This is a genomic window from Rothia sp. HMSC068F09 (assembly GCF_001812775.1).
In the GTDB taxonomy this organism is placed as follows: domain Bacteria; phylum Actinomycetota; class Actinomycetes; order Actinomycetales; family Micrococcaceae; genus Rothia; species Rothia mucilaginosa_A.
In genome coordinates this window covers 204,649-225,731 of the sequence record NZ_KV810409.1, presented here as the reverse complement: position 1 = coordinate 225,731, position 21,083 = coordinate 204,649, and the positions used below count along the sequence as shown (strand labels likewise).

The 21,083-nt window shown below is 54.3% G+C and carries 15 protein-coding genes and 1 pseudogene; 2 read left to right on the top strand and 14 right to left on the bottom strand.

What is annotated here, in order from left to right; translation table 11 throughout:
- Both HMPREF2874_RS00855 and HMPREF2874_RS09105 read left to right on the top strand, forming a co-directional pair.
- Nucleotides 1-1,468 (top strand): annotated as a pseudogene (locus HMPREF2874_RS00855) (type IV secretion protein Rhs); the annotation flags it as partial.
- Between the two features lie 44 nt (nt 1,469-1,512).
- Nucleotides 1,513-1,893 (top strand): hypothetical protein, encoded by a 381-nt coding sequence (locus tag HMPREF2874_RS09105; protein WP_141754184.1) that lies wholly within the window; start codon nt 1,513-1,515, stop codon nt 1,891-1,893.
- A gap of 111 nt (nt 1,894-2,004) precedes the next feature.
- Here HMPREF2874_RS09105 and HMPREF2874_RS00850 read toward each other — a convergent pair whose 3' ends face one another.
- The 14 genes from HMPREF2874_RS00850 to HMPREF2874_RS00785 form a co-directional block, all read right to left on the bottom strand.
- Complete coding sequence (locus HMPREF2874_RS00850) at nt 2,005-4,029, bottom strand: serine/threonine-protein kinase (RefSeq protein ID WP_070648501.1); 2,025 nt, start codon at nt 4,027-4,029, stop codon at nt 2,005-2,007.
- 117 nt (nt 4,030-4,146) lie between these two features.
- Nucleotides 4,147-8,535: an FtsK/SpoIIIE domain-containing protein gene (locus tag HMPREF2874_RS00845; protein WP_070648499.1), complete on the bottom strand. Its 4,389-nt coding sequence runs from the start codon at nt 8,533-8,535 to the stop codon at nt 4,147-4,149.
- Between the two features lie 134 nt (nt 8,536-8,669).
- Nucleotides 8,670-9,947, bottom strand: a complete 1,278-nt coding sequence (locus tag HMPREF2874_RS00840) for a type 1 periplasmic-binding domain-containing protein (protein WP_246823734.1) — start codon at nt 9,945-9,947, stop codon at nt 8,670-8,672.
- 149 nt (nt 9,948-10,096) lie between these two features.
- The gene (locus tag HMPREF2874_RS00835; RefSeq protein ID WP_070648495.1) at nt 10,097-13,102 is read right to left on the bottom strand and encodes a prolipoprotein diacylglyceryl transferase; all 3,006 of its coding nucleotides are present in this window, start codon (nt 13,100-13,102) and stop codon (nt 10,097-10,099) included.
- 329 nt (nt 13,103-13,431) lie between these two features.
- Nucleotides 13,432-14,124, bottom strand: coding sequence for a hypothetical protein (locus HMPREF2874_RS00830; RefSeq protein ID WP_070648493.1), 693 nt, complete (start codon nt 14,122-14,124; stop codon nt 13,432-13,434).
- A gap of 89 nt (nt 14,125-14,213) precedes the next feature.
- Nucleotides 14,214-14,873 (bottom strand): hypothetical protein, encoded by a 660-nt coding sequence (locus tag HMPREF2874_RS00825; RefSeq protein ID WP_070648491.1) that lies wholly within the window; start codon nt 14,871-14,873, stop codon nt 14,214-14,216.
- Nucleotides 14,874-14,875: 2 nt separating this feature from the next.
- Nucleotides 14,876-15,586, bottom strand: a complete 711-nt coding sequence (locus HMPREF2874_RS00820; RefSeq protein ID WP_070648489.1) for a hypothetical protein — start codon at nt 15,584-15,586, stop codon at nt 14,876-14,878.
- A 178-nt stretch (nt 15,587-15,764) separates the two neighbouring features.
- The gene (locus tag HMPREF2874_RS00815) at nt 15,765-16,436 is read right to left on the bottom strand and encodes a hypothetical protein (protein WP_070648488.1); all 672 of its coding nucleotides are present in this window, start codon (nt 16,434-16,436) and stop codon (nt 15,765-15,767) included.
- A gap of 24 nt (nt 16,437-16,460) precedes the next feature.
- Nucleotides 16,461-17,120, bottom strand: coding sequence for a hypothetical protein (locus HMPREF2874_RS00810; RefSeq protein ID WP_070648486.1), 660 nt, complete (start codon nt 17,118-17,120; stop codon nt 16,461-16,463).
- Nucleotides 17,121-17,194: 74 nt separating this feature from the next.
- Nucleotides 17,195-17,854 carry a hypothetical protein gene (locus HMPREF2874_RS00805; RefSeq protein WP_070648484.1) on the bottom strand — a complete coding sequence of 220 codons (660 nt, stop codon included), beginning with the start codon at nt 17,852-17,854 and terminating at the stop codon, nt 17,195-17,197.
- 87 nt (nt 17,855-17,941) lie between these two features.
- Nucleotides 17,942-18,601 carry a G protein-coupled receptor family protein gene (locus HMPREF2874_RS09290; RefSeq protein WP_070648482.1) on the bottom strand — a complete coding sequence of 220 codons (660 nt, stop codon included), beginning with the start codon at nt 18,599-18,601 and terminating at the stop codon, nt 17,942-17,944.
- A gap of 406 nt (nt 18,602-19,007) precedes the next feature.
- A complete protein-coding gene (locus tag HMPREF2874_RS00795) occupies nt 19,008-19,436 on the bottom strand; it encodes a hypothetical protein (protein ID WP_070648480.1) in 429 nt (142 codons plus the stop codon).
- Nucleotides 19,437-19,517: 81 nt separating this feature from the next.
- Nucleotides 19,518-19,955 carry a hypothetical protein gene (locus tag HMPREF2874_RS00790; RefSeq protein ID WP_246823733.1) on the bottom strand — a complete coding sequence of 146 codons (438 nt, stop codon included), beginning with the start codon at nt 19,953-19,955 and terminating at the stop codon, nt 19,518-19,520.
- Between the two features lies 1 nt (nt 19,956).
- Complete coding sequence (locus tag HMPREF2874_RS00785; RefSeq protein WP_070648476.1) at nt 19,957-20,679, bottom strand: ECF transporter S component; 723 nt, start codon at nt 20,677-20,679, stop codon at nt 19,957-19,959.
- Nucleotides 20,680-21,083 lie beyond the last annotated feature (404 nt).

The window sequence follows — 21,083 nt, the reverse complement described above, 5'->3', positions numbered from 1 at the left end:
GCCTTCTGTGGGTTCGCTGGTTCCTGGTGCCGGTTCCGGTGCCGGTCTGTTGGATCCGTATGGTTGGGCTTCTTTGGGTGTTGCTGCGCCTGCTGTGCCGTCTGCTCAGGGTGCTGGTGGTGCGCCTGTGTTGCCGGATTCGCTGGTTGGTGTTTCGGCGGCTTCGGGTGTGGTACTGGGTTCTACCGGTTTTGAGGTGTTGGGTGCTCGCGTGGTGGATTCGCGCGTGGGCCGTTTTACGGCGCCTGATCCCCTGCCTGCACCTGTGGGTGTTGGTTGGGGTGCTGATCGGTTCTCGCTGGTGGGTGGTAACCCGGTTTCTTTGGTGGATCCGTGGGGCCTGTCACCTGTGTCGGTGGAGGACTTCGATAAGTACCGCGAGCAAAAGGTAGCTTCTGGTGGCTGGTTACAAAATAACTGGGAATATGTAGCTGCTGGCGCCATGTTGCTTACTGGTGCCGTAGTTGGCGCATTGGGCACTGGTTTGGGGCCTTTTGGTGGTGCCGCATTTGGTGCAGCATCAGGTGCTTTGATGGGTGCTGGTATGTCGGTAATCGAGCAGAAGATGTCTGGCGAGAAGGTTGATTGGTCTAAGGCTGGTAAGGAAGCCGTAAAGGGAGCTATTACCGGTGCTGTGACGGGTGCTGTTACTGGCGGTCTAGGTAATCTGAAGAAGCTGGCTGACGCGACAGAAAAAATTTCTAAGATTGGCAAAGCGGCCCAGAAAGCTGGAACTTATTTGAAGAATAATAAGCTTGTGGAGGATGTAGTAAAAGATTCGGTGTCAGGCGGTATTAATAACGTAGTGTCGTATTGCTTTGACGACAAAGTGAAGGATAAGAGTATAACGGGCGCTATGGGTATGTTTGCTTCTGGCGCTACCGCTTCGGCGGTGGGTGCTGTCGCTGGAGGAAAGATGAAGAGTAAATGGGGTGTCGCGGGGTATGAGAAATATAGCGCCCCAAGCCATAATCCGAGTGATCTTTTGGATTCGTCGCAAATGATGCGGTCAGCGACACCGACAACTCTTTGGGAAACAGCTAAGAAAAGCTCCTTTGAATTCAGTCGTGATGTTACGATTGACACCCTTTCTGGCGCAGCTAAGAATTCTGTTCAGGAGAGGCTTGAGATGGGTATGCAGGGGCGTGAAAATTCGCCGCAGCATATGGATGCGGTGCTTGCGAAGGGTATTCAAAAAGATGGATTGAAATCTTCTTTTAAGACTGCGGTAAAGATGACTCCGGAGGATGCCGCGGAGAACCGTGCTGCTATAGCTGGTGCATCGCGACATGCTGTTGGTGTAACACGAGATGCAGCAGTTAGCGCATCGCATCATGCCATGGATGTAACGCGACAGGCTGCTGACATTACGCGACAAACTGCCTCTCACGCGAAGGATAGGATTTCAGATGCCGTGGACTGGGCAGGTGACATTATCGAGGAACGAATGCGCAAATGGAAGAAGTAAGAATTAGGAACTTTTTATACCCTGGTTTAAGGAGATTGTAAATATTGACTAATTATCATGAATATTATAGTAAAATATCGTTTTTTTTGGCGATAGCATTGATTGCATATATAACTTATATTATTCCCAAAAATTTGCGTGATGATAGTGATGGGATAACTGCAGTATGCACTGTGACCGGAGCGTATACAAAGGAGCTGGGGGGAGCGGATACTGCGGGTACAACTAATGTTTCCCCCATAGGTATTTTTACGACTGAGGAGTGTGGCAATCTTACGATGTATGAAGCTCCTGAGGGTTGGAAGATACCCGCATATGTTGCAACAGCTCAGCCTGGTAAAAAATACCTATTCCATGTTGCAAATTCATCGCCTAAAAAGGAGCGGGATTTTGATACAACCCGCTTCGAAGAAATTAAAGAATAAAGAATTAAAAATTAATTATAATAATCGTATACAGAAGCCCCTGGGCTGAGAGATGACCTCTCAGCCCAGGGGCTTTCTGTGCATCAGATGGTGCTCACCCGAGCGCCACCGTTAGCGGGTGATAATCGCGAAGTCGCTGCTGGACAGGTTCGTGAAATTACCAATCTGCGCGTTCAGGCGGCACTTAGACGTCACCGACAGCGCCGTCACCACCCGCTGATCCTCAGACACCAACACATGCCCCGAACAGCCATCCGAAAAACTAATCATCTGAGCATCCGGAGAAATCGCCTGAACCAGCGTCGAAAACTCACCCGTACGCGGCAAAACCATCAACGGGTTCAGCTCATCCGCGCCACTCGGCCACACCGGAACCACCGTCACCGGCAAAACACTCTGATTCACCACACGAGAAGGAACCCGCAACTCAATCGAACGCAAACGCTGAATCGGGTACGCCGTCGAACGAACCTCCCGATCAGAAATAGCCTTAGACGTCTCAGACTCGATACGGTTCAGCCATTCCTCAAAAGCACGCGAATCCTTAAACTCAGCAGACACATTCGCCCGAACCTGCACCACGCCATTAGCTGGGATACTCACCCCAGACAGATTCCACGAACATGGAACATCCACCGCAGTCACACTCGACTGATTCTTCGCTACGCCAGAAGACGCCTGGCCGGCATCCCATGTCACCGAAGCACACGAATCACCCTCAACGCCGGGAAGCACCTGCAAAATATCGCCCCGAAGAGCCGACTTCTGCGAAGAAAACTCAAACGTCAGGCGGGCACTCTTATCCCGCGGGTTATACGTACCCTCAATACGGGTGCCCAAACCACTCGGCAAAGACGCCGAACTACGGCTCGACGCAGACCACGACTCGGCCGTCTTAGGTGAACCCTTACCGCCGTTCAAACCCACGAAGACGAGCACACCCACAAGGATCAGAGAACCCAGGATAGCGCCCCACACCAGCGGGCGGCGCAAGGGCGAACGGGCAGGCTCCTCTTCCTCAACGACCTCATCAGGCACATATGCCGGTTGCTCCACCACAAAAGGAGCCCGGATAACCGTTTCATTCTGCGCCTGACCCAGCGACGGCATGCCCGCACCATACAGCTCCGTAACATTCTGCCCCGGCACCGCAGAAACAGTAGGCTCAGCACCATGAACCACCGTAGGCGTGTACCCCACAGCGCCCGAAGACACCTCAACCCACCGAGGAAGCACCACATCAGTAGCGAAACCTTCAGCCAAAAGACGCAACTTAGCGGCAGCCTCAGCCGCACCAGGACGCTGAGCCGGGTTCTCCGCCAACATCCCGTGAAGCACCTCAGCAACCTCAGCCGGAATCTGCGGCGACAACTGCACCGCACCACCACGCACCGGAAGAGGACGCGCCGCCACCAGCAGCTCATGAAGGGTCACCGCGCACGCATAAACATCAACCGCCGGAGTGGCCACACCGTGCGCAGAACGCTCCGGAGCCATATACCCCGGAGTGCCAGAAAACGAACGAGAAGCCCCCGAACCCGCAGAGCCGGTAAAAGAAGCAATACCGAAATCAGCCACACGAACCTGCTGATCCAGAGACTCCCCCAAAACACCGCTCAGCAGAACATTCTCCGGCTTAATATCCAGGTGCATCACGCCCTGACGGTGAGCAAACTCCACCGCATTCAGAACCTGCACCATCAGGCTCAACGCCAAGCGGACCGGTAGCGGGCCCTTAGAGTCCAGCTTCTGACGTAGCGAACCGCCATGCTGAAACTCCGTCACCAGAGCCAGCACGCCGCCCTCAACCACCATGTCCGTCAACGGCACAATATGAGGATGCGACAGCGCCAACAACACCGAACGCTCACGCACAAAAGACTCAAGAACCACAGGGTTCTTCGCAAGCTCCGGGCGCAGAATCTTCGCCGCGTACAGAGCCCACGAGCCGCTCATCGTAGCAGCCCACACCTCACCGACCGCACCAGAACCCACCCGGCGAAGCAAACGATACGAAGAGCCAAGGGGAGTGCCCGCAACCAAGCCCCCAGCAGGCTGACCAGCAGCCTGCGGGGCAGGATGAGCATCACGACGCTCCGAGCCGGAGTACTGCGGCGAACCAGCAGGTACAGTCACGGGCTAACTCCTTAACATCAACTTCACAACAAGCAGGAAGACTCCCCAGACGGGGTGGCTCCTACATCAAAACGGTCGGTAAAGTTACACGATACCTCACCACGCGCCAGACAAGCCCTACAGCCCGCCACGGTGCTGAGAATCCTCGGGGCTCATCAGCTGCACCAGAACTGGCGATCCAGCCAAGAACGCATAGCCACGACCAACGCTCAGCTGAACCGGGGCACGCCTCGGAATAGTGCCGAACATGTCCATATCCATATCAACATTCGGCTGAACCACGGCACCCGTACGGAACTTACGAATAGCCTTCGTCCAATGGCTATACAAAGGACGCAAATCAGTCGGCTTACCCGTCGCAATAATGTGGACATCCGGGAAGTCACCCTTCACGATGGCATCAAAAACGTTCATCGGGTCATCCACACGGTCACCGTCATCAATCAGCAACAGCACCGGGCCCGCGGCATCCTGCAAAGCCGCCTGCACCTGAGCAGAAGCATTCTTGCTCTCAAACACCCGGTCAAAAACACCCTCCGGCACATTCACCAGACCGGAACGCTGATCGAAGACAGCCCAAACCTCCGGAACCTCAGCGGCATCCAAGCGCGCGTTCTCCGCCGCGGTAGCGTCACCAGACGCCAACGCGGCAGACACCGCCCGCTCCGCCGCAGCCCTCGCCCGAGAAACCAGGCGAGCAAACGCAACCAGCAGAGAAGACTTACCCGAACGCGGATTACCCGCAACCATGGCGTGCTCACCCTCGTACAGCTCGAAAGCACACGCCTCCAACGTAGCCTCAGCAATACCCACAGGGATACGCCACAGGCTCGGAGAAAACTCAGCGGCAGGCATGCTCTCCCACGAAACCCACGTCGGCAACTGGCCAATCACGTCACGCTTAGCGGGAGCCTGCGGGAAACGCTCATGAACCATAGAGACGGCCTCCTCCACACCAACAGCGGGAGTAGCCACCTGCATCTGACGCAGATGCTTCGGATCAACACAACGGCCGGGAATGGCGGCCGGCACATTAGTGCCGCGAATACCGTACGAAGAATAATCGTGAATATCGCTCAGCTGGAAGAACCACGTCTGCAACGAAGCATCAAGAATCTGTGAGGGGATATTCTTCGCGCGGCTCGTCGACACCACGCAGTGAATACCAACAGCAGGGCCGTCCGCATACACGCGGTAGAAATTCGCCAGCAAATCCATGCTCACAGCGTCAGAGAACTCATCACGCAGCGTCGCAAAACCATCCAAAACAATGAAAAGAGGCTTACGGCGTGACGCGTCAGCACGGCGAGCATCAAGCTCCGACTTCACAAAACGCAAGAAGCGAGCCTGACGCTCCCTAGCGCCCTGGCCGGTACCCACAGCAGACACAACGTGCGGCAGGGAGTGCAGAGGCAACAAACCATCAGCGCCCATATCCACCAGAACAATATCGATGTCCTCCGGCGAATAATGCTGCGCCAAACCCAGCACCACAGACTGAATCGTCGTGGTCGTACCACTACCGGCAACACCCACCAACAGCAGGTTGCTCATCTCAATATTCCAGCCCATAGGCACCTGACGCTGCAGCTCCGGCTCATCACCCAAAGTGCACATCAGGACACCGTCCCGGACACCCCCCACAGTGGGAAGATCCGGGTCGGGGAAGCCGCGCACACCAAAATCAGCCAAATCAACATACGAACCCAACGGTTCAGGCCACACCTTACGAGGAGCGACCGCGCCACGAGCCGCATGAGCCGCCACAACAGCATCAATCAGCAGATCTAGGTCATTCGCATCACTCGACGACACCTTCGGACGTGCACGCTCCGAACGAGGAGTGCCGATACTATCGGTCGCACGAACCTCCAGAGAAGTCACCACCTCAGTGCCGCTCTGACCCGTCACCAGGGCAGTCTGCACCGGTGAAATATCATTCTGGCCCAGCTTCACATAGGCGCGACCCATCTGCGAACGCGAAATCTCCGAAGCATCCGGAACACCAATCACGTTCGAAGAATCCTCACGGCTCTGCACACGCAACGCCACACGCAAATTCGTATTCGCCAGAATGTCATCATTCACCACGCCAGCAGGACGCTGAGTCGCCAAAATCATGTGAACACCCAGGGTACGACCCACCGCGCCAATACTCACCAGCGACGACAGGACATCCGGGAAGTCCTTCGCCAGCATCGCGAACTCGTCAATCACCAGCAGCAGGCGAGGCATCGGCTCCGGGGGGTTCGTCGCCAAATAATCCTTAATGTTGTCCACGCCCTCGCCAGCGGCCGCAAACAGGCGCTGACGGCGGTCCATCTCCGCCTCCAACGACTCAATAGCGCGGTGCGCCAACTGCGCATCCAAGTTGCTCAAAGTACCAATCGTATGCGGCAGACGCTCACACGTCTTAAACGCCGCACCACCCTTAAAGTCAACCAGAATAAAGTTCAAACGGCTCGGATCGTGGTGCGCAGCCAAACCCGCCACCAACGAACGCAAAAACTCACTCTTACCCGAACCGGTAGTACCACCCACCAGACCGTGAGGGCCGTCCTTCACCAAGTCCAGCGTGAACGCGCCAGAATCGCCCACACCAATCTCGGTGCTGAAACCATTAGCTTGCGACCAAAACGCCTCAATATCCTCAGCACCCGGAGGGGTCGGCAAACCAACCAGCTCAGGCAGCTTTACCAGCTGAGGCAAACCGCCACCCAACAGCAAACGCTCAGGGTCCTCATGATGCGCCAAAGTACGCGCCACATGAAGAGCATCCTCAGCGCTCACGCCGGCGAGCACACCGTCAGTGACCGTGTAACGGCGGCGAGGCTCCGAATAGGTCATAGAAGCTTCCTCACCGATCTCCACGACAGAAGTACAAGACGCCGGAAGACGGTCAACGGAAGAAGCCAAAACAATACCGGCGACACGGCGAGCGCCCGCAGCAGCAGTCTTATTCGCCATCAGACGCACTTCATCGCCGTACGCCAAAAGGTCGCGTGCCGGCGACTCACGGCCCTCAGTGAGGGTATCCGAATCAACGACCACGCACAGGCCGCGGGTCGGGAGGGACTCAATGTCGTTGTAAAGAGAGCGCAGCATCTGGTCCGAGTGCTCCTTGCCAGAAGCAAACCAACGCATCTGCTGGTTCTGCGCCATGCGGATATGCGGAAGCCACGACGTCCACACCCAGTCCTGCGAACGCGCGGAATCAGCACAGACCGCAATCGTCATATCTGCAGGACCCGTATGGGTCGCCGCCTGCAGTACCAGGCTACGCGCCAGGGCGAGAGACTGCTCACGCGGACCCACAATACCGATAGCGCCACCCTCACGCAGGTCAGCAATCAGCGGAGCATCCCACAGGGTATTGTGGTCAAGAAGATGCTGAACCTCAGGCTCAGGGTTGCTCGGTTTTGTCAGCTCAGGAGTCCAATGAATATGCCCAGTACCTATGTGGAAAGTCAACAGGTCGGGGCTGGTGCTCCGGCGACGCCACAGCGTCATCGCGGGAAGAAGCGCCCGCAGCTGAACGGTATCCGGTGCCGGGGCAAGGTCACGAAGACGCTCAACCTCCTCACGGTTGCTCAGAGCGACACGTTCCTTAAACTTTTCCATTTCCTGCTCAAAACGCACACGCTCCTTCACCTTATCCTTGGCGTGACGACGTTTCTGCTCCACCCACATGCCGATACTCAGGACGGGGCTGAGCATCGCGAAAAGGGCGTAACGAATCTCCTGCATAATGGCGACCATTGCCGCCGCCATAATAAGCGGGCCTATCGCCATTGCAATATTGAACTTCGGCGGGTCAGAGACGTTCTTGCGGGTGGGCGCCTCTACTTTTTCCGGAGCGCTCAGCGCACCCTGACGTGGCGGACGGTTAAACGGCGCGGTGCCCGATGCGCTCACATTCGGGGCGCTACCGGGGCGAGGTGCGGCCTTCTCTTGAGGAGCAGGCCGCAGGGTCAGAACACAATCGCCAACATGGATCGTGGTGCTTTCAGAAACAGTCAGACCTTCCTCAGGAATCTTCTGACCGTCCACAAAACTGCCGTTCGTAGAACCCGGGTCAGTGATACGCACCTTCTGAGTGCTCGTCGACTCATCATGAACCACCTGCAAGTGCAGGTGCTCCCACGACGCGCTCGCCGTGGGCAGCACAATGTCGGCGTACGGGGAACGACCCGCCACCAGAGGACGCGAAGAGGGGATAGGGCGCGGCAGGGTAACCGTCGAACCACCGCTCAAGCACACGCTCCAGCCCTGCACCAGGGAAGGGTAGGAGAGCGGTGCCCTAGAGATGCGCATACCCTCCATCGGCTTGACTTCCGCTAGGGTGGAGGAGGCTGTCACCGGGCGGTTATCGCAATACAGCGGCTCGTCGGCGGGCAGGGAGGGACCACCGGTCGCCTGGACGAGATCAGCGATGGTCGTCTCAGGCTGCCAGGAGTCTAGTTCATAGCTCCCGTTATGCTCTTCAAGATCAAGGAAAAAGCGCATAAGGTGTTCTCCAAAATAGATAAATCGTGAGCCCCGCTGGTGAACGGACTAGAAGTAATACCCGAAAGCCGGGGTGTGATGGACCGGCTCTGCACGGATTAGGCTTTGCTCGGATTAGGTTTTGTGCGGAAAAGCTAGTCGCGAGATTCTGAAGTGAACGTGCGAAGCATCCACACGGGCGGGTTCACCGCATCCGTTGAGGAAGACCCGCCCTGAATCATCGAAGCTTCCGCGGTGGGGTATAGAAGACCCACCTGACCGCCAGCGGCGTAGGAAGACGAAAAATCCAACGGATACGCCACTGTGGAATCTTTAGCGTCCAGCCGGAGAGTTCCTAGAACCCGTCGAACCGCATCGGGAGTGTATTCACGAACCCGGCTCGTTGCATATGCAAAGGCTAAGAGAGCGTTATGGGAGGGAGCATCCGCCCACGCTGCCGAGTTCGAGAACGCCTGTTCGCCCGACAAATCCTTGAGCGAAGAATCGTTCTTCATCCGTTCCACCGTCGACACAAACGCCGAAGAAGCACGACCGTCATCATCAGCACTCAACGCCGCAGCACGTGCCTGCATACGCCCCACAACGCGAATATTGTCGGTCAGGGAACCACCGTTCTCCAGAAGAAGCCGCGTAAAAGGCTCCGTCAAAGCTTCCTCACCTGCAATCACGGGAGAAGTAATGCCCGCCCTCTGGAGAGAACGAAGAACCTTTGCCTGAGTCGAGGCAGAGCCCGCTAAAACAAGAATCGGAGACGAGCCCGAAGACTTATCACCCAGAAGGCGCGTCAGCTCCTTGAGAGTGTCCTTCATGCTGTCTTCATCAGCAGAAACCTGAACGCGATTCGTATAGGGAAGGTCAGGCACAGAACCCTCACCCGCATCCAGCAGGATGGTGTGCACACCATCCTGCTGCTGCGAAGAGCCCGTGCTAGATACACCGGCAAGCGAACGAATGGCAGCCGTATAGGCCTGCTTCTCCTGCTCAGGGTCCAGAGCAAAACTCCACACCCCATCGCCAGTATCTACCCGGTCATACGTTTCAATCACCGCAACATTGCGTTCCTTGGCGGCAGCCGTAGCACCCCGAAGATGTTCCCCTTGAGAAGCAAGCACAATACCCAAAGCGCCCTCAGACGAGAGCTTCTCTACCGCCTCACGGGCACCCTGCTCCGTTCCCTTATCATTCGCATAAAGAACCTTCACAGACGAATTACCCAGAGCCAGGCGGTACTGTGCAACACGAGCGCCCTGAGCGTTCAGACGCCATGCAGACCCCTCAGCATCATCACCGAAAGTAGCGACAACACCAATAACCGGCTCACGACCAGAGGCCGGAAGAGAAATAGCCTGCTGAACCGTCACCGCAGACGCAGGGTTCGTGCCCGTACCGAGCGGCAAAGGCTGAGGAGTCACAGCGCGCACGCCATACCAGATCCCCACCACCACAAGGCTAAACAGCACACACAGACTGACACACCACACCACGGTGCGCTGAGTGAGCCGCCTGCCCTCGCGGCGGTGAGGACCTGAATCAGAACCCAAATGAGGGGAAAACCCCACGGCTAATCACCAATCTGGAAGGTGTACACCGTCTTCACCTCTGCACTGCCGGCATTCGACAGATGGAAGGTAGGCAGAGAACGCAGACGTTGCAGCGAGGCCTTGAACTGCGCCTGACGCTTCTGCAGAGCAGCGATATCCTCGGAGCGGAGGTTCGTGTAACCCTGAGCATTCTGCATCGCCAAAGCAAGCTGGTAGTCAGCGGCACCCGCCTTCGCGCTATTGCTCTTGAGCGCGCCCAAGAGGCCAGCACCCTCAGCGCTGCTATCGCCCAAATCAAGCATGAGCTTCGACAGGTCGTTATTCAGCTGAGCAGAAGCACCAGCCAAATCTCGGGTAGCGTTCTCAGTGCGGGTGCTCAGAGCAACCAGAGAACGCTCGGTCACCGAGTCCAGGGACTGACGCAGACCCTCAATACGCTCATTCATATCCTTATGCTGAACCTCGATAGAATCGCCAGCCACCTGAACCACGGTATTCGCGGTATCAGTAATACCTGCAATCGATGCGGCGAATGCCTCCTGGGCAGTCGAAGCGGCGGACGAACCGTTACTCGAAACCTTACGAATCTCTTCGTTAATCATGCCCGTTAGGGTGTCGCGAGTTTCGCTGGCAGAATCCTTGAATGCTTCCTTAATAGCGCTGGAGAGATCTGCCTGCGTGTTCGTCATATCTTCCAGGTTTTTACCCAGAGCATTGACGGTATCCGAAGCCGAACGGATACGGTCACGCAACGAAACCTTCGCTTCGTCAGACAGTTCCTTCTTCTCGGCGTCCTGGTTCTGTGCGTTTACGGCATCATCCAGGGTCTTCTCAACCTCACCGAGAGCACCATCTACCGCGTTCACAGCATCGTTAAGATTCTTGGCGTCGCGAGCCAGGCCCTCCTTGGGGTCATCCATAGAGGTTGCGGCAAGGACCTCATCCCATGCTGCTACGGCCTTGGCGATACGCTGCTCCATCGGAGTACGTGTAGCAGAGGGGTTCGGGGTGATGATACGCCTGTTCGCGTTCTCCACCGTGATGGAACGCGTATTACCTTCAGTGGCGGTAGGCTCGGCAGAAGGCGCCTCGGAGGACGGGGCAGTGGAAGGCGACTCATTCTTCGACGGCTCTGCGGAAGGGGTCGCAGAAGCAGATTCAGACGGTGCGGGGCTAGGTGCTTCAGAAGAAGGAGCCGCAGACGGCGAAGCCTCACCGTTACAAGACGAAGCTGTCAGGTATCCACGCAGATGCTCCACCTGCTCAGCAGATAGAGAGCCGCCGCGCTCAGTCGACAGAGCGCAAAGTTGCTCCGCCAGTTCCTGGTTCTGGGCGCTCATGGAACCAGAACCTTCCACCAAATCTGCACGAGCGGAAGCCGCACGAGAATGAACGTTCTTGATGCTCTCAATCAGACGACTCGACGTTTCCTTCAACTGGTTCACACCCTGACGAGCCGCGCTGACCTTCTCTCGCAAAGCGCGCACAGCATCAGCGTCAAGAGAGGACGGGTCCTTCTCCATCTGCTGAACAATCTCATCCATTTGACGCTTCAACGCCGAATAGTTGGTGTTCGCACCCTTCAAATACTCCGGCTGCAGATGATCCACAATCTTTTCGCCGGTAGCAACCAGCGCAATCAAAGAGCTCTGCACCGTCACCGACGCACCAAATAGGGCACAGGTTACCGAGCCGTTAGAAGAGCAAGTCTCAGCGGTCGGGTGCTCCGGGCCCACAATCTCACGAATCGAAGCCGTAAGATCCTGCTGGCAGTCTGAGCTTGCCTCCGCATACGCGTTCAGGACCGCAGAGAGCTGGACCAAGTTACCGTATACACTACGGCTACTTGCGTCCTCCTCACGATGCACAACACAACGACCATTACTATGCGAAACAGACACATTGGGACGTGCTGTCGTATCACCCAGCATGGTGTGAAGAGCCGCGACGGTACGTTCCAGCTGGGAGATTAGCTGAGAATTATTGGTACGCGAAGCCTCAGAAAGGTCCTTCTGCAGGTTCTCAATATTCGCCTGCAGGCCCTGCATGGTCTTCGTCAATGATTCATTCTGAGTCTTCAGGTGCTCGGCAGCGTCCTTACCCAAAGTTGCAGACGTATCATCCAGGCTCTGACGCACCTGAGCAACCTGTGAACTGGCGCTATTCAACGTTGAATTAACCTCGTTGACGGTATCGATGGTGCGCTGCAGAAGCGCCACCTGAGAGGCATCCTGAGAGGTGAAACCGTTAGTAATGATTCCCGCGCCAGACAAATCGGACGCAAAACCAGGCTGCACCGAAATGTTGAAGGTGGGCGCGCTAAAATCCTTCGCCTTAACCTTCAACACAAAAGAAGAGGAACTGCCGGTTACCGGAGGCGCCGAAATAGCGCCCCACTGAACAACAGCCTTACCTTCATCATTGGTGCTTACCACGCCATTCGTCGACGAATCAGTGGCATCAGGGGTCGTAATAACCTGGGTAGGAGAACCCGAAAGAACAGTAGAAGCAGCGATGGAGAACGGAGTACCAACCGGTGCGGGGCTAGTACGGCTGGTACCGGATGCATCATAGGTGACGTCCTCAGTCTTCACCGTCAGGTTTTCGACCGTAACCTTAATGGTGATTTCGCCACTGTAACCGTTCAAATCATTCAGGTTAGTGCCGCTACCGCGCTCGCTAGAATACTGCAGGCTCACACGCACGGGAAGGTCATTGACGACGTCCTTGGGTTTGAACTGAACATTGCTCGTAGAGCTCGTGCGGTCCTTGTCGTTAACGTAAATGTTGGTCGACTCAATCGACGAGACCTCACCGTCACGGCCCATCTGAACATTCACGTTCTGCAGAACATTAGTAGCGTTCTCAACCTGATGGGGGCTCTGAGAAGTAACAGTACCCTTATCGGAAGGGGTGCTGTTATTGTTCGTGCCCGTGGAGCAAGACGAGAAAATAAGTGCCGTAGTGACACCCAAAATCAAAGGAAAGCGGAATAAGCGCTGACGCGCGGTGGTGTGGTTGGTCATGATGATCTTTTCGTTTAAGTTATGTGCCATGCAAGCAACCGATAGCGGCGCACCTGAAACGCAACCAAACGATGCCTGCAGAGGTAGACGGAGGGCCGGGCCCAGTACCACTCTATCAGCCTAATCTGAGAGGGCGGATAATATTTCGTCCTAGTCGGCGCCTCGTTAGGGGATTCCATTCAACCTTGAGGTGATAGTCAAAAGTATTTTTTATTTTGTTTTAATCTCGTGTGTTTGCCGAGTGCTGTTCGACGTAGAAATACTCTGCGGCCGAGGTTATTTCCCAACCCAGGAACTTTCTCTATGCATGGGGCTGTTGCCGTGCGGCACTACATCTTGATATCCGACAGGCCGGTGATTTTGTTGCGCCTTCTGTACAGCTTCCTGAACAGGGGCTGCGTCCACTCGAGGTTATCCCACGTATCAACCCACGCCAGATCCTGCGGGTCCCGCATATCGGGCCAGTGGTCGAACTCGAGCCTAAACCGTACGATGGCCAGCAGCCGGTGGTTCTTGCCAACGGGGTCAAGCTTGGCGATTTCCTTGCCTTTCTTGGTGTAGAAGGTGGCCTTGTCAGACCCTACCCCAGTCCATTCCAATGCTTCCTCCGCCTCACCCTGGAAGTAGAAAACCTGATCGATAGCCCTAATCGGGTAGGAGGTCACGGTGGCGAACGGTGAGAGCTTCTGCTCCACCGTGTCGGGCGTGATTTTCGTGTACACCAGGTGAACGTGCAGAAAGTGGTAGGGGAAGAAGAGCAGCATGATGAATGTCAGCAGGTTGAAGAGGATACCGAGCTCAACCTGCGTGTAGAGGTAGAGAGCGAAGAAACCTGCCGGGAATATGGGTGTGAGAAGGCTTATGAGTGCTTCACGGCGGGGCACGCGCGTAATGTAGATGCCTTCGTCGCGGAGCTTCTTGTCCTGGCGCAGGTGCCTATCATGCAGAACAATGATGGTGATGGCGCCGATGACTGATGCGAGGGTGCAGGTGCCCCAGAGCAGAAGGAAAAAGGTGTGCATGATGCGTGCTCCTCTTGCACGGTGTTGGTGGTGTTCGTGCCGGTTGTGGCTCTTTGGATGTAGGGGGTAGTCGGCGCTTATCGAGCGGGCTACATGTCGACGTCGGCAAGGCCGGTTACCTTCTCACGGCCCCTGAAATAAAGAATGGTCATACCCCTGTCGTCCAACTCATTCACCTTCGCCACATCATCCGGATTATTCATGTCAGGCCAGCGCTCGTTCTCAACCCTGAACCGCACAATCGCCATCAGACGATAATTGTTATGGATGGTCGGGCAGAACAGGGCAATCTGGGTGCCTGACTTGGCGTAGAACCCCACCATATCCTGATCTTCAATATTCAATGCCTCGTAATACACAATACGGTTGATTGCATTGAAGGGGTAGCGGGTCGGGTTGGAGAACCAAATGCGCTGCTCGATACCTTCAGGTGAGATTTTGACATAAGCGACGAGGGTATATCGAGAGAAGGCGTAGAAGAAAAGCACAAGAACAATACCTAATACGTTTAGCCAAATGCCCGTATTTCCAGTCTGACTATTAGCCATATAGCCCAAAAAAGGAAACATCGGATTAAATATGCAAATCCATACTTCAAAGCGATTTACTCGCCTAATGTAAATTCCCTGCGCTTCTTTTTTCTTATCTTGGCGTCGATTAATCTCGTGCCTAATAATAATGTAGGGGATAGAGAGAATAGACAGCGCTAAGATAATTCCCCAGAAGATACTAAAGATGGTATCTAGCATGGTTACTTCGCCTCCTGAACAGCGGCATTAGAAGAGGAATCCGCTTCTTCCTCTTCGGGAATGGTGATACCCACGGTGACGTACTTCTTCACCGACCACCCATTCATCGCCACCGACGCCGCGAAGAACAGTGCAGGCAGCAACTCCAGACGAACCAGCGAATAGCCCAGGTACCCGAGCGCAATACACGCCGCCAGGCCAGCCACGCCAATACACACGGCACGCAGGGTACGGTATCCCTCGGTTCCCTCCTCAAAGCGGGTGCCCTGCAGATAGAAGAGGCCCTCACGCACAACACGCAGGAACCCAGGAGTCAGGAAAAGCGCAACCGCCAGAGCCACCGGATCATAGCCTGCAGTCATGAAACTAGTCAGAGGAACCACAAGGCACAGAACCGTGAAAATAGCCGCCGACACAACACCCACACGGGTTGAGCGCCTATTCATCTGCTCCATGCGCTGCAGGTCAGGAATCTCATCATTAGGCTCGATGCGCTGGATGAGGAAGGCGACGATGATTAGCCCGCTAACCATGTACCAGGAAGCAAAGTTCGTCTCAGGGGTCCACGGAGCCGGGTCCCCCTGGAGTACACCGAAAGCCGTCAGAACCGTCAGTACAATCAAGCCCACCGCGTTGATGGAGTAAACGAAAATAAAGAAGCGGTGGAAGAGGCCTCCGGTCGCTTTATAGCCAATATTTTCAGCGTTAATCATATCTATGTAAGCAAGATTCAGAGGGCTTAAAACGAAGAACAGCGCACCCCAAGGCCATACCCCAATAACGGCCATCACTAGAGATGCAAGAGCTATGAAGCTAAAGCAGAACCACAGGAAGATAAGCCATAGGATTCTAAAGGTTTCAGAGATAGCGTTCATGCTATTTCCCTTTCAACTATTTGGACTCTGCCGCAGCGCGGTCGAGGATGCGCTGCAGGTGTTCCGGGATCTGTCGGTACTCCCCGGCTTCGGGGGAACCAATCTCATACTTGTGGGCATAGCAGAGGATTTTGATCAGGGTATCCATCTCCTCATAGTCACCAAACTCTACGAAGAGCTCAGGGATATACTTGGGCGGCCAAACGCCGTAGCGCTCGCGGAAGAGAATCATGTGGTAGATGTAGGTTGCGTCAAAGAAGACGGGGCTTACACCTAAACGGCGCTTACCCATCTGGCTACTGCTAATGACGAAGTAGCCACCTTTATTGTTAACCTGCATATGTATTTTGGTGATGCTGCTGTAGTCGAACTCGCGGGTCTTGAATCGCCAGTTTCGCCATTTCACGGAAGTTGCATTCTGCTGGATATAGAAAGCATGCGAATGGATAGCCAAGAACCAGAAGAACAAACCGACAATATTTGAAAATACAAACATAGAAATCAGTTCTTCCGTATCACGTGAGATTTCTAATGGCAGCCAGAAGCACACTATCAATACAAAGGAATCTGCAGCTAGTACAGCCAAAAGCGGCTTTTTCTGTCGCTGTCCCAGAGGAATATAGCCTTTGGGGCGGTTGAGTCCTATGGAGCCGTTGGTGACGGTTTCGGCAAGAAATTTTCTGAGCATGAAATGTCCTAGTGTGGTGGTTGGTTACATGTAGACGTCGGCAAGGTCGGTAACCTTCCCCAAATTCTCAAAGTAGCGCATCGTCTTCCCGGCACAATCCAAACGGTCTACCTGAGCCACGTCATCCGGGTTGTCCATGTCAGGCCAATGCTCGTTCTCAATCCTGAACCGTACAATCGCCAGAAGTCGGTAATTTTTATGAGGCAACGGGCTAAACAGGGCAATCTGGGTGCCTGACTTGGCGTAGAACCCTACCATGTCTTCGTCTTCATATTTTGCTGCTTTGTAGAACACGACGCGGTTGATCGCGGTGAAGGGATAGCGGGTCGGGTTGGAGAACCAGATGCGCTGCTCGATACCCTCGGCGGAGGTCTTCACATAGGCAACATGTACATAGCGTAGACAACCGACCATTAGCACTGATAGCAACAGGGCTGCTATTTCAACCCATATATTTACCGGTCCGGTGTCATATATTTCGGTTACATACGCAAGACCTGGAAAAACTGGGGTCAATATCGTAATGAGAGCTTCAAACCGCGTAACTCGTCGAATATAAATACCCTCACGTTGCCGTTGCTTATCTTTCCAACGCTGTACCTCGTAATTGATGAGGACATAAATCGTCGCCACTGTCGTGAGTAGAGCGAAGATACCCCAGAAGATAATCAGGAAAGTGCGCATGGTGGGTTCTCGTTTCGTGTGGTTGGTGAATAGAGTTCGGTGTTTGGGGCTATCGTATCGGTTGTCGCGGGGTGCTACATATCGACGTCGGCGAGGCCGGTGACTTTCTCTTTTCCCCTGAAGTACGGGACTGTATCGGGGCCACTATCTAGAGCATCCACCCGAGCAATATCACTCGGATTATTCATATCAGGCCAGCGGTCATTATCAATCCTGAACCGCACAATCGCCATCAGACGATAATTCTTATGAATAATCGGGCAGAAGGCGGCAATTAGTTTTCCGGATTTACTGTAGAAAGACACAAGATCCTGGTCGTCTGTAGAGGTTGCCTCGTAGTATTCAATGCCGTCAATAGCGTTGAAGGGATAGACGGTCGTGCGCGCCGACCACATGCGTTGCTCAATACCTTCAGGGGAAATCTTCACGTAGGCAACATGCACATACCAGGCATACATCATGAGTCCAATTGACCCAAGTAATGCAATCGATTCATAGAAGATACCCGCAGAACCCTCGTCAACAAGATGAAGGTAGAGAAAAAGGCACGGGAACCCAGGGGTAAATATTGTTAGAAGAGCCTCTGCCTGATTAACTCGTCGGATGTACGCGCCTTGGCGGCGGCGCGCTATATCTTTCCACCGCTGAATCTCGTAATTGGTAATGATGTAGAGTGTCCCGGTTACCGAGATGAAAGCCAGGATGCCCCAGATAATAATCAGGAAAATGCGCACGGTGGTTTCTCGTTTCGTGTGGTTGGTGAATAGGAAGAGCGCGCTCCGTCCGCGCATCCCCGGGAGCCTTTAGCCTTGCAAGCCGGGCTACATGTCAATCTCAGCCAGACCCGAGATTTTCTTACGGAACTTGAAGTACGGAATGACTTCAGCACGGTTATCCAGCTGGTTCACCTTATCCACGTCAGCCGGAATATCCAGGTAAGGCCAACGCCCGTACTCAACCCTAAATCGAGTCATAAGCAAGAGGTAGTACTCATCATAATTCGGGTTCAACGGGTTAATGCGCGCACGCGACTTAGTGAGGAACCAGGTGCGGCTTGCCGTATCTTCATCCTTGGACTCGCTATACACGACGCTATCAATTGCGCCGATAGGGCAGATCCTCGACCCGCGAACGGGGGTGTGCTGCTCAATACCTTCAGAAGAAATCTTCATGTACGTAGCGTTGACGCTCCACAGGTAGAACAAGAGGAAAGCAGTCATGAGTATGGATGCAATGTCTACAAATGAGTTAGTCCCGGGGTCATTGAGCGACAAAAAATAGCAGATAATCGGCAAACCCGGGAAAAAGACAATAATGTACGCCAGCAGCGTTTGCGTACGACTAATGTAGATTCCTTCACGCTTCTTCTTCTCGTCACGGCGCCGATTAATGATGTAGGTGGCCAGGGTGAAAAGCGTGAAAATAGTCGTGATGATGGAGCACGCACCCCAAAAGGTAATAGCAAATTCTTGAGACATCATTTAGCTATTCACTCCTTCAGCCGAGTTGGAGTCGGCGATGGTAGCGGAGTACGCTTTTCTGCTTACTTCAGTCGTGCTCATGGTATGTACGTCCTTGTGTGGTGGTGGTTGGTGAATTGTGCTCGCTACGGTGAGGTGGCGGGCACATCCTTAGCCTATCGCACTGTATCTGACCAGAAAGTTAACTGGGTGCAAGGCTCGGGTGAAGACTGGGCGACCATTCACCGGCGGATGGGATTAGGCCCTGTGCTCACCCGATTTTCTCGGCTGCTCATAGGGGAGGGGACGCGCCTTTCGTGTCTTGGTGGTGCTGGTTGAGGCGAAATAGGTTGCGCGTATTGCCTGGAAAGCCCGAACGGTACGAGATGAAGACTCGCACTGCCCGGGGCTCTAGTTTATAGAATTGTCATTCTTTGATTTCTTCGAAGCGGGTTGTATCAAAATCCCGTTCCTTTTGAACAGAGTCATTCGCTACATGAAACAGATACTTCTTCCCAACCTGAGCCGTCTGAACATAGTCGGGAACCTTCCACCCGGATGGAGCCACAGACAGGCGGAGCGTGCCGCACTCCTTCGTCTCAAAAATACCCACGGGGGCAATATTGGTCATGCCGCTAACATCTGATCCCCCTCGGTCCTTCGTGTAAGCCTTAGTGACGGTGCAGGTAGCAGTAACGTTATCGCTATCATCACGCAAAGAGTAGGGAAGATACACGATAACGAAGAGAGCAATCGCTACAATAATTGCCAGCATTATCATGCGGCTTCGATTCATGGTGCCTAATGTCTCTTTGAGGCCTTCACGAACACCTTGTGCAAATTCTGCCAGGAACATATTTATTACTTGCTTTCTCTCGTGGGCATTAGGGTCAATATTTACTCACAAGTGGTCGTCTTTGTTTTATTGATCTACGGCTTATTCTTTGATTTCTTCAAAGCGGATGACGGAGAACCCTGTTTTGTCGTTTCGGGTAGTGAAGGACTTGTACGCCCTGTATTTCTTACCTGCCTCAATACTGTTGAGGTAGGGGTAGATACGTTCCCCATCGGGAGCGTGCCACATTGTGATGGTTCCGCACTCTTTCGTCTCGAAGGCACCGGAGATTGCGTAGGGGTCCTCGTGCTCAATGATTTCAACCGACTCGATAGTGCATATTTCAGAGTCGTTATTCGGGTTGGAATGGGTCATGAAATATATAGCTCCCAATACGGCAATAAATCCTACGAAAAATATAATGACGCCGCGGTCATTCCATATATTTTCTGCTGTTCTACGAAAATACTCTTTGAAATTGGCCCCATTATTTTTCATCGCTATTCGCCTCTTCTCGCCTGAGTTCTTCGACTTCTTCAAATCATGAGTTTTTGCGGCGCGCCTCATTACGCGCCTCATTACGCGCAGCCCTACGACGGCGCTTCTGACGCTCACTCTTCGTCACACCCACCACATACTTCGTCTCACACAAATCATAAAACTGGGCATAAATATCGCGCGAAGAGCCATACATCCCCACCACGCTCATCGCATCCAGGCCGTCCTCCTCAGCCCAGCGCCCGTGATCATCACGGTAAAGCACCTGCACCATCAGAATGGTCGCATCAAACTGATACGGGTCGAAGCTGCAAGTACGCTTACCCATCTCAGTACTGCCAATGCGCAAGAAGCCGTTCTTGCCGTTGTTCTCCACGTGGGCAAATGTGATGGATGGGTAGGTGAAAGTGCGTTCTTTCCACCGCCAATTACGCCACCGCACGCAATCCTCGCGCAGCTCAAGGTAGAAGGCGTAGCAGTGGTTCAGCGGGATAGCACCCAGCAGACCAAGCCCAAAGGCACCTATAAACAGCAGAACCCATTGATTAACAATCTCTCGGTTGCCGGAAGGATGCGGATATCCCAGGCTCAGCCAAATAATAGGCCAGATGACGAACCCAAGGATTGTGGCGCTCCAAGAGAAGAGAAATCCAAAAAGGGGCCTCTTCTGCCTCTTATTCAGGGTAGGTTTGCCGAGCTTAATACGGATACCCGGTACTAGGGCGACGATGAGTCCTCCGAGGGCTCCGTCTTCAACAGCGCTCATAGTGTGTACGTCCTTGTGTGGTGGTTGGTGAATCGCGCCCGGGTGAGGCGCGGGTATATCCTTAGCCTATCGCACCCTATCCACCGAAGGGTTAACTCGGTGCAAGGCCTGGGTGAAGACCGGGCGACCATTCGTCAGAAGGGCCGGCTCAGCGGCGAACCGACCCCCATCGGTGCGCGGAATTCACCCCGCAAAACGCTAGAATCCGGGCCGTACGCGGCGTGTTTACAAACTAATATTTCAACAAAAATCCCGCCGGAAAAACGCGGACTAGCCCACATGCCCTAAGCCTCAACTAGAAGGTGCACTCTGTACGCAAAAACTTTAACGTTTAACCTCTAGAATAAGAAAAGGTTCAAGGCGCGGCCGCACGCCGTACCAACACCGCTCACTCTGCAGAAACA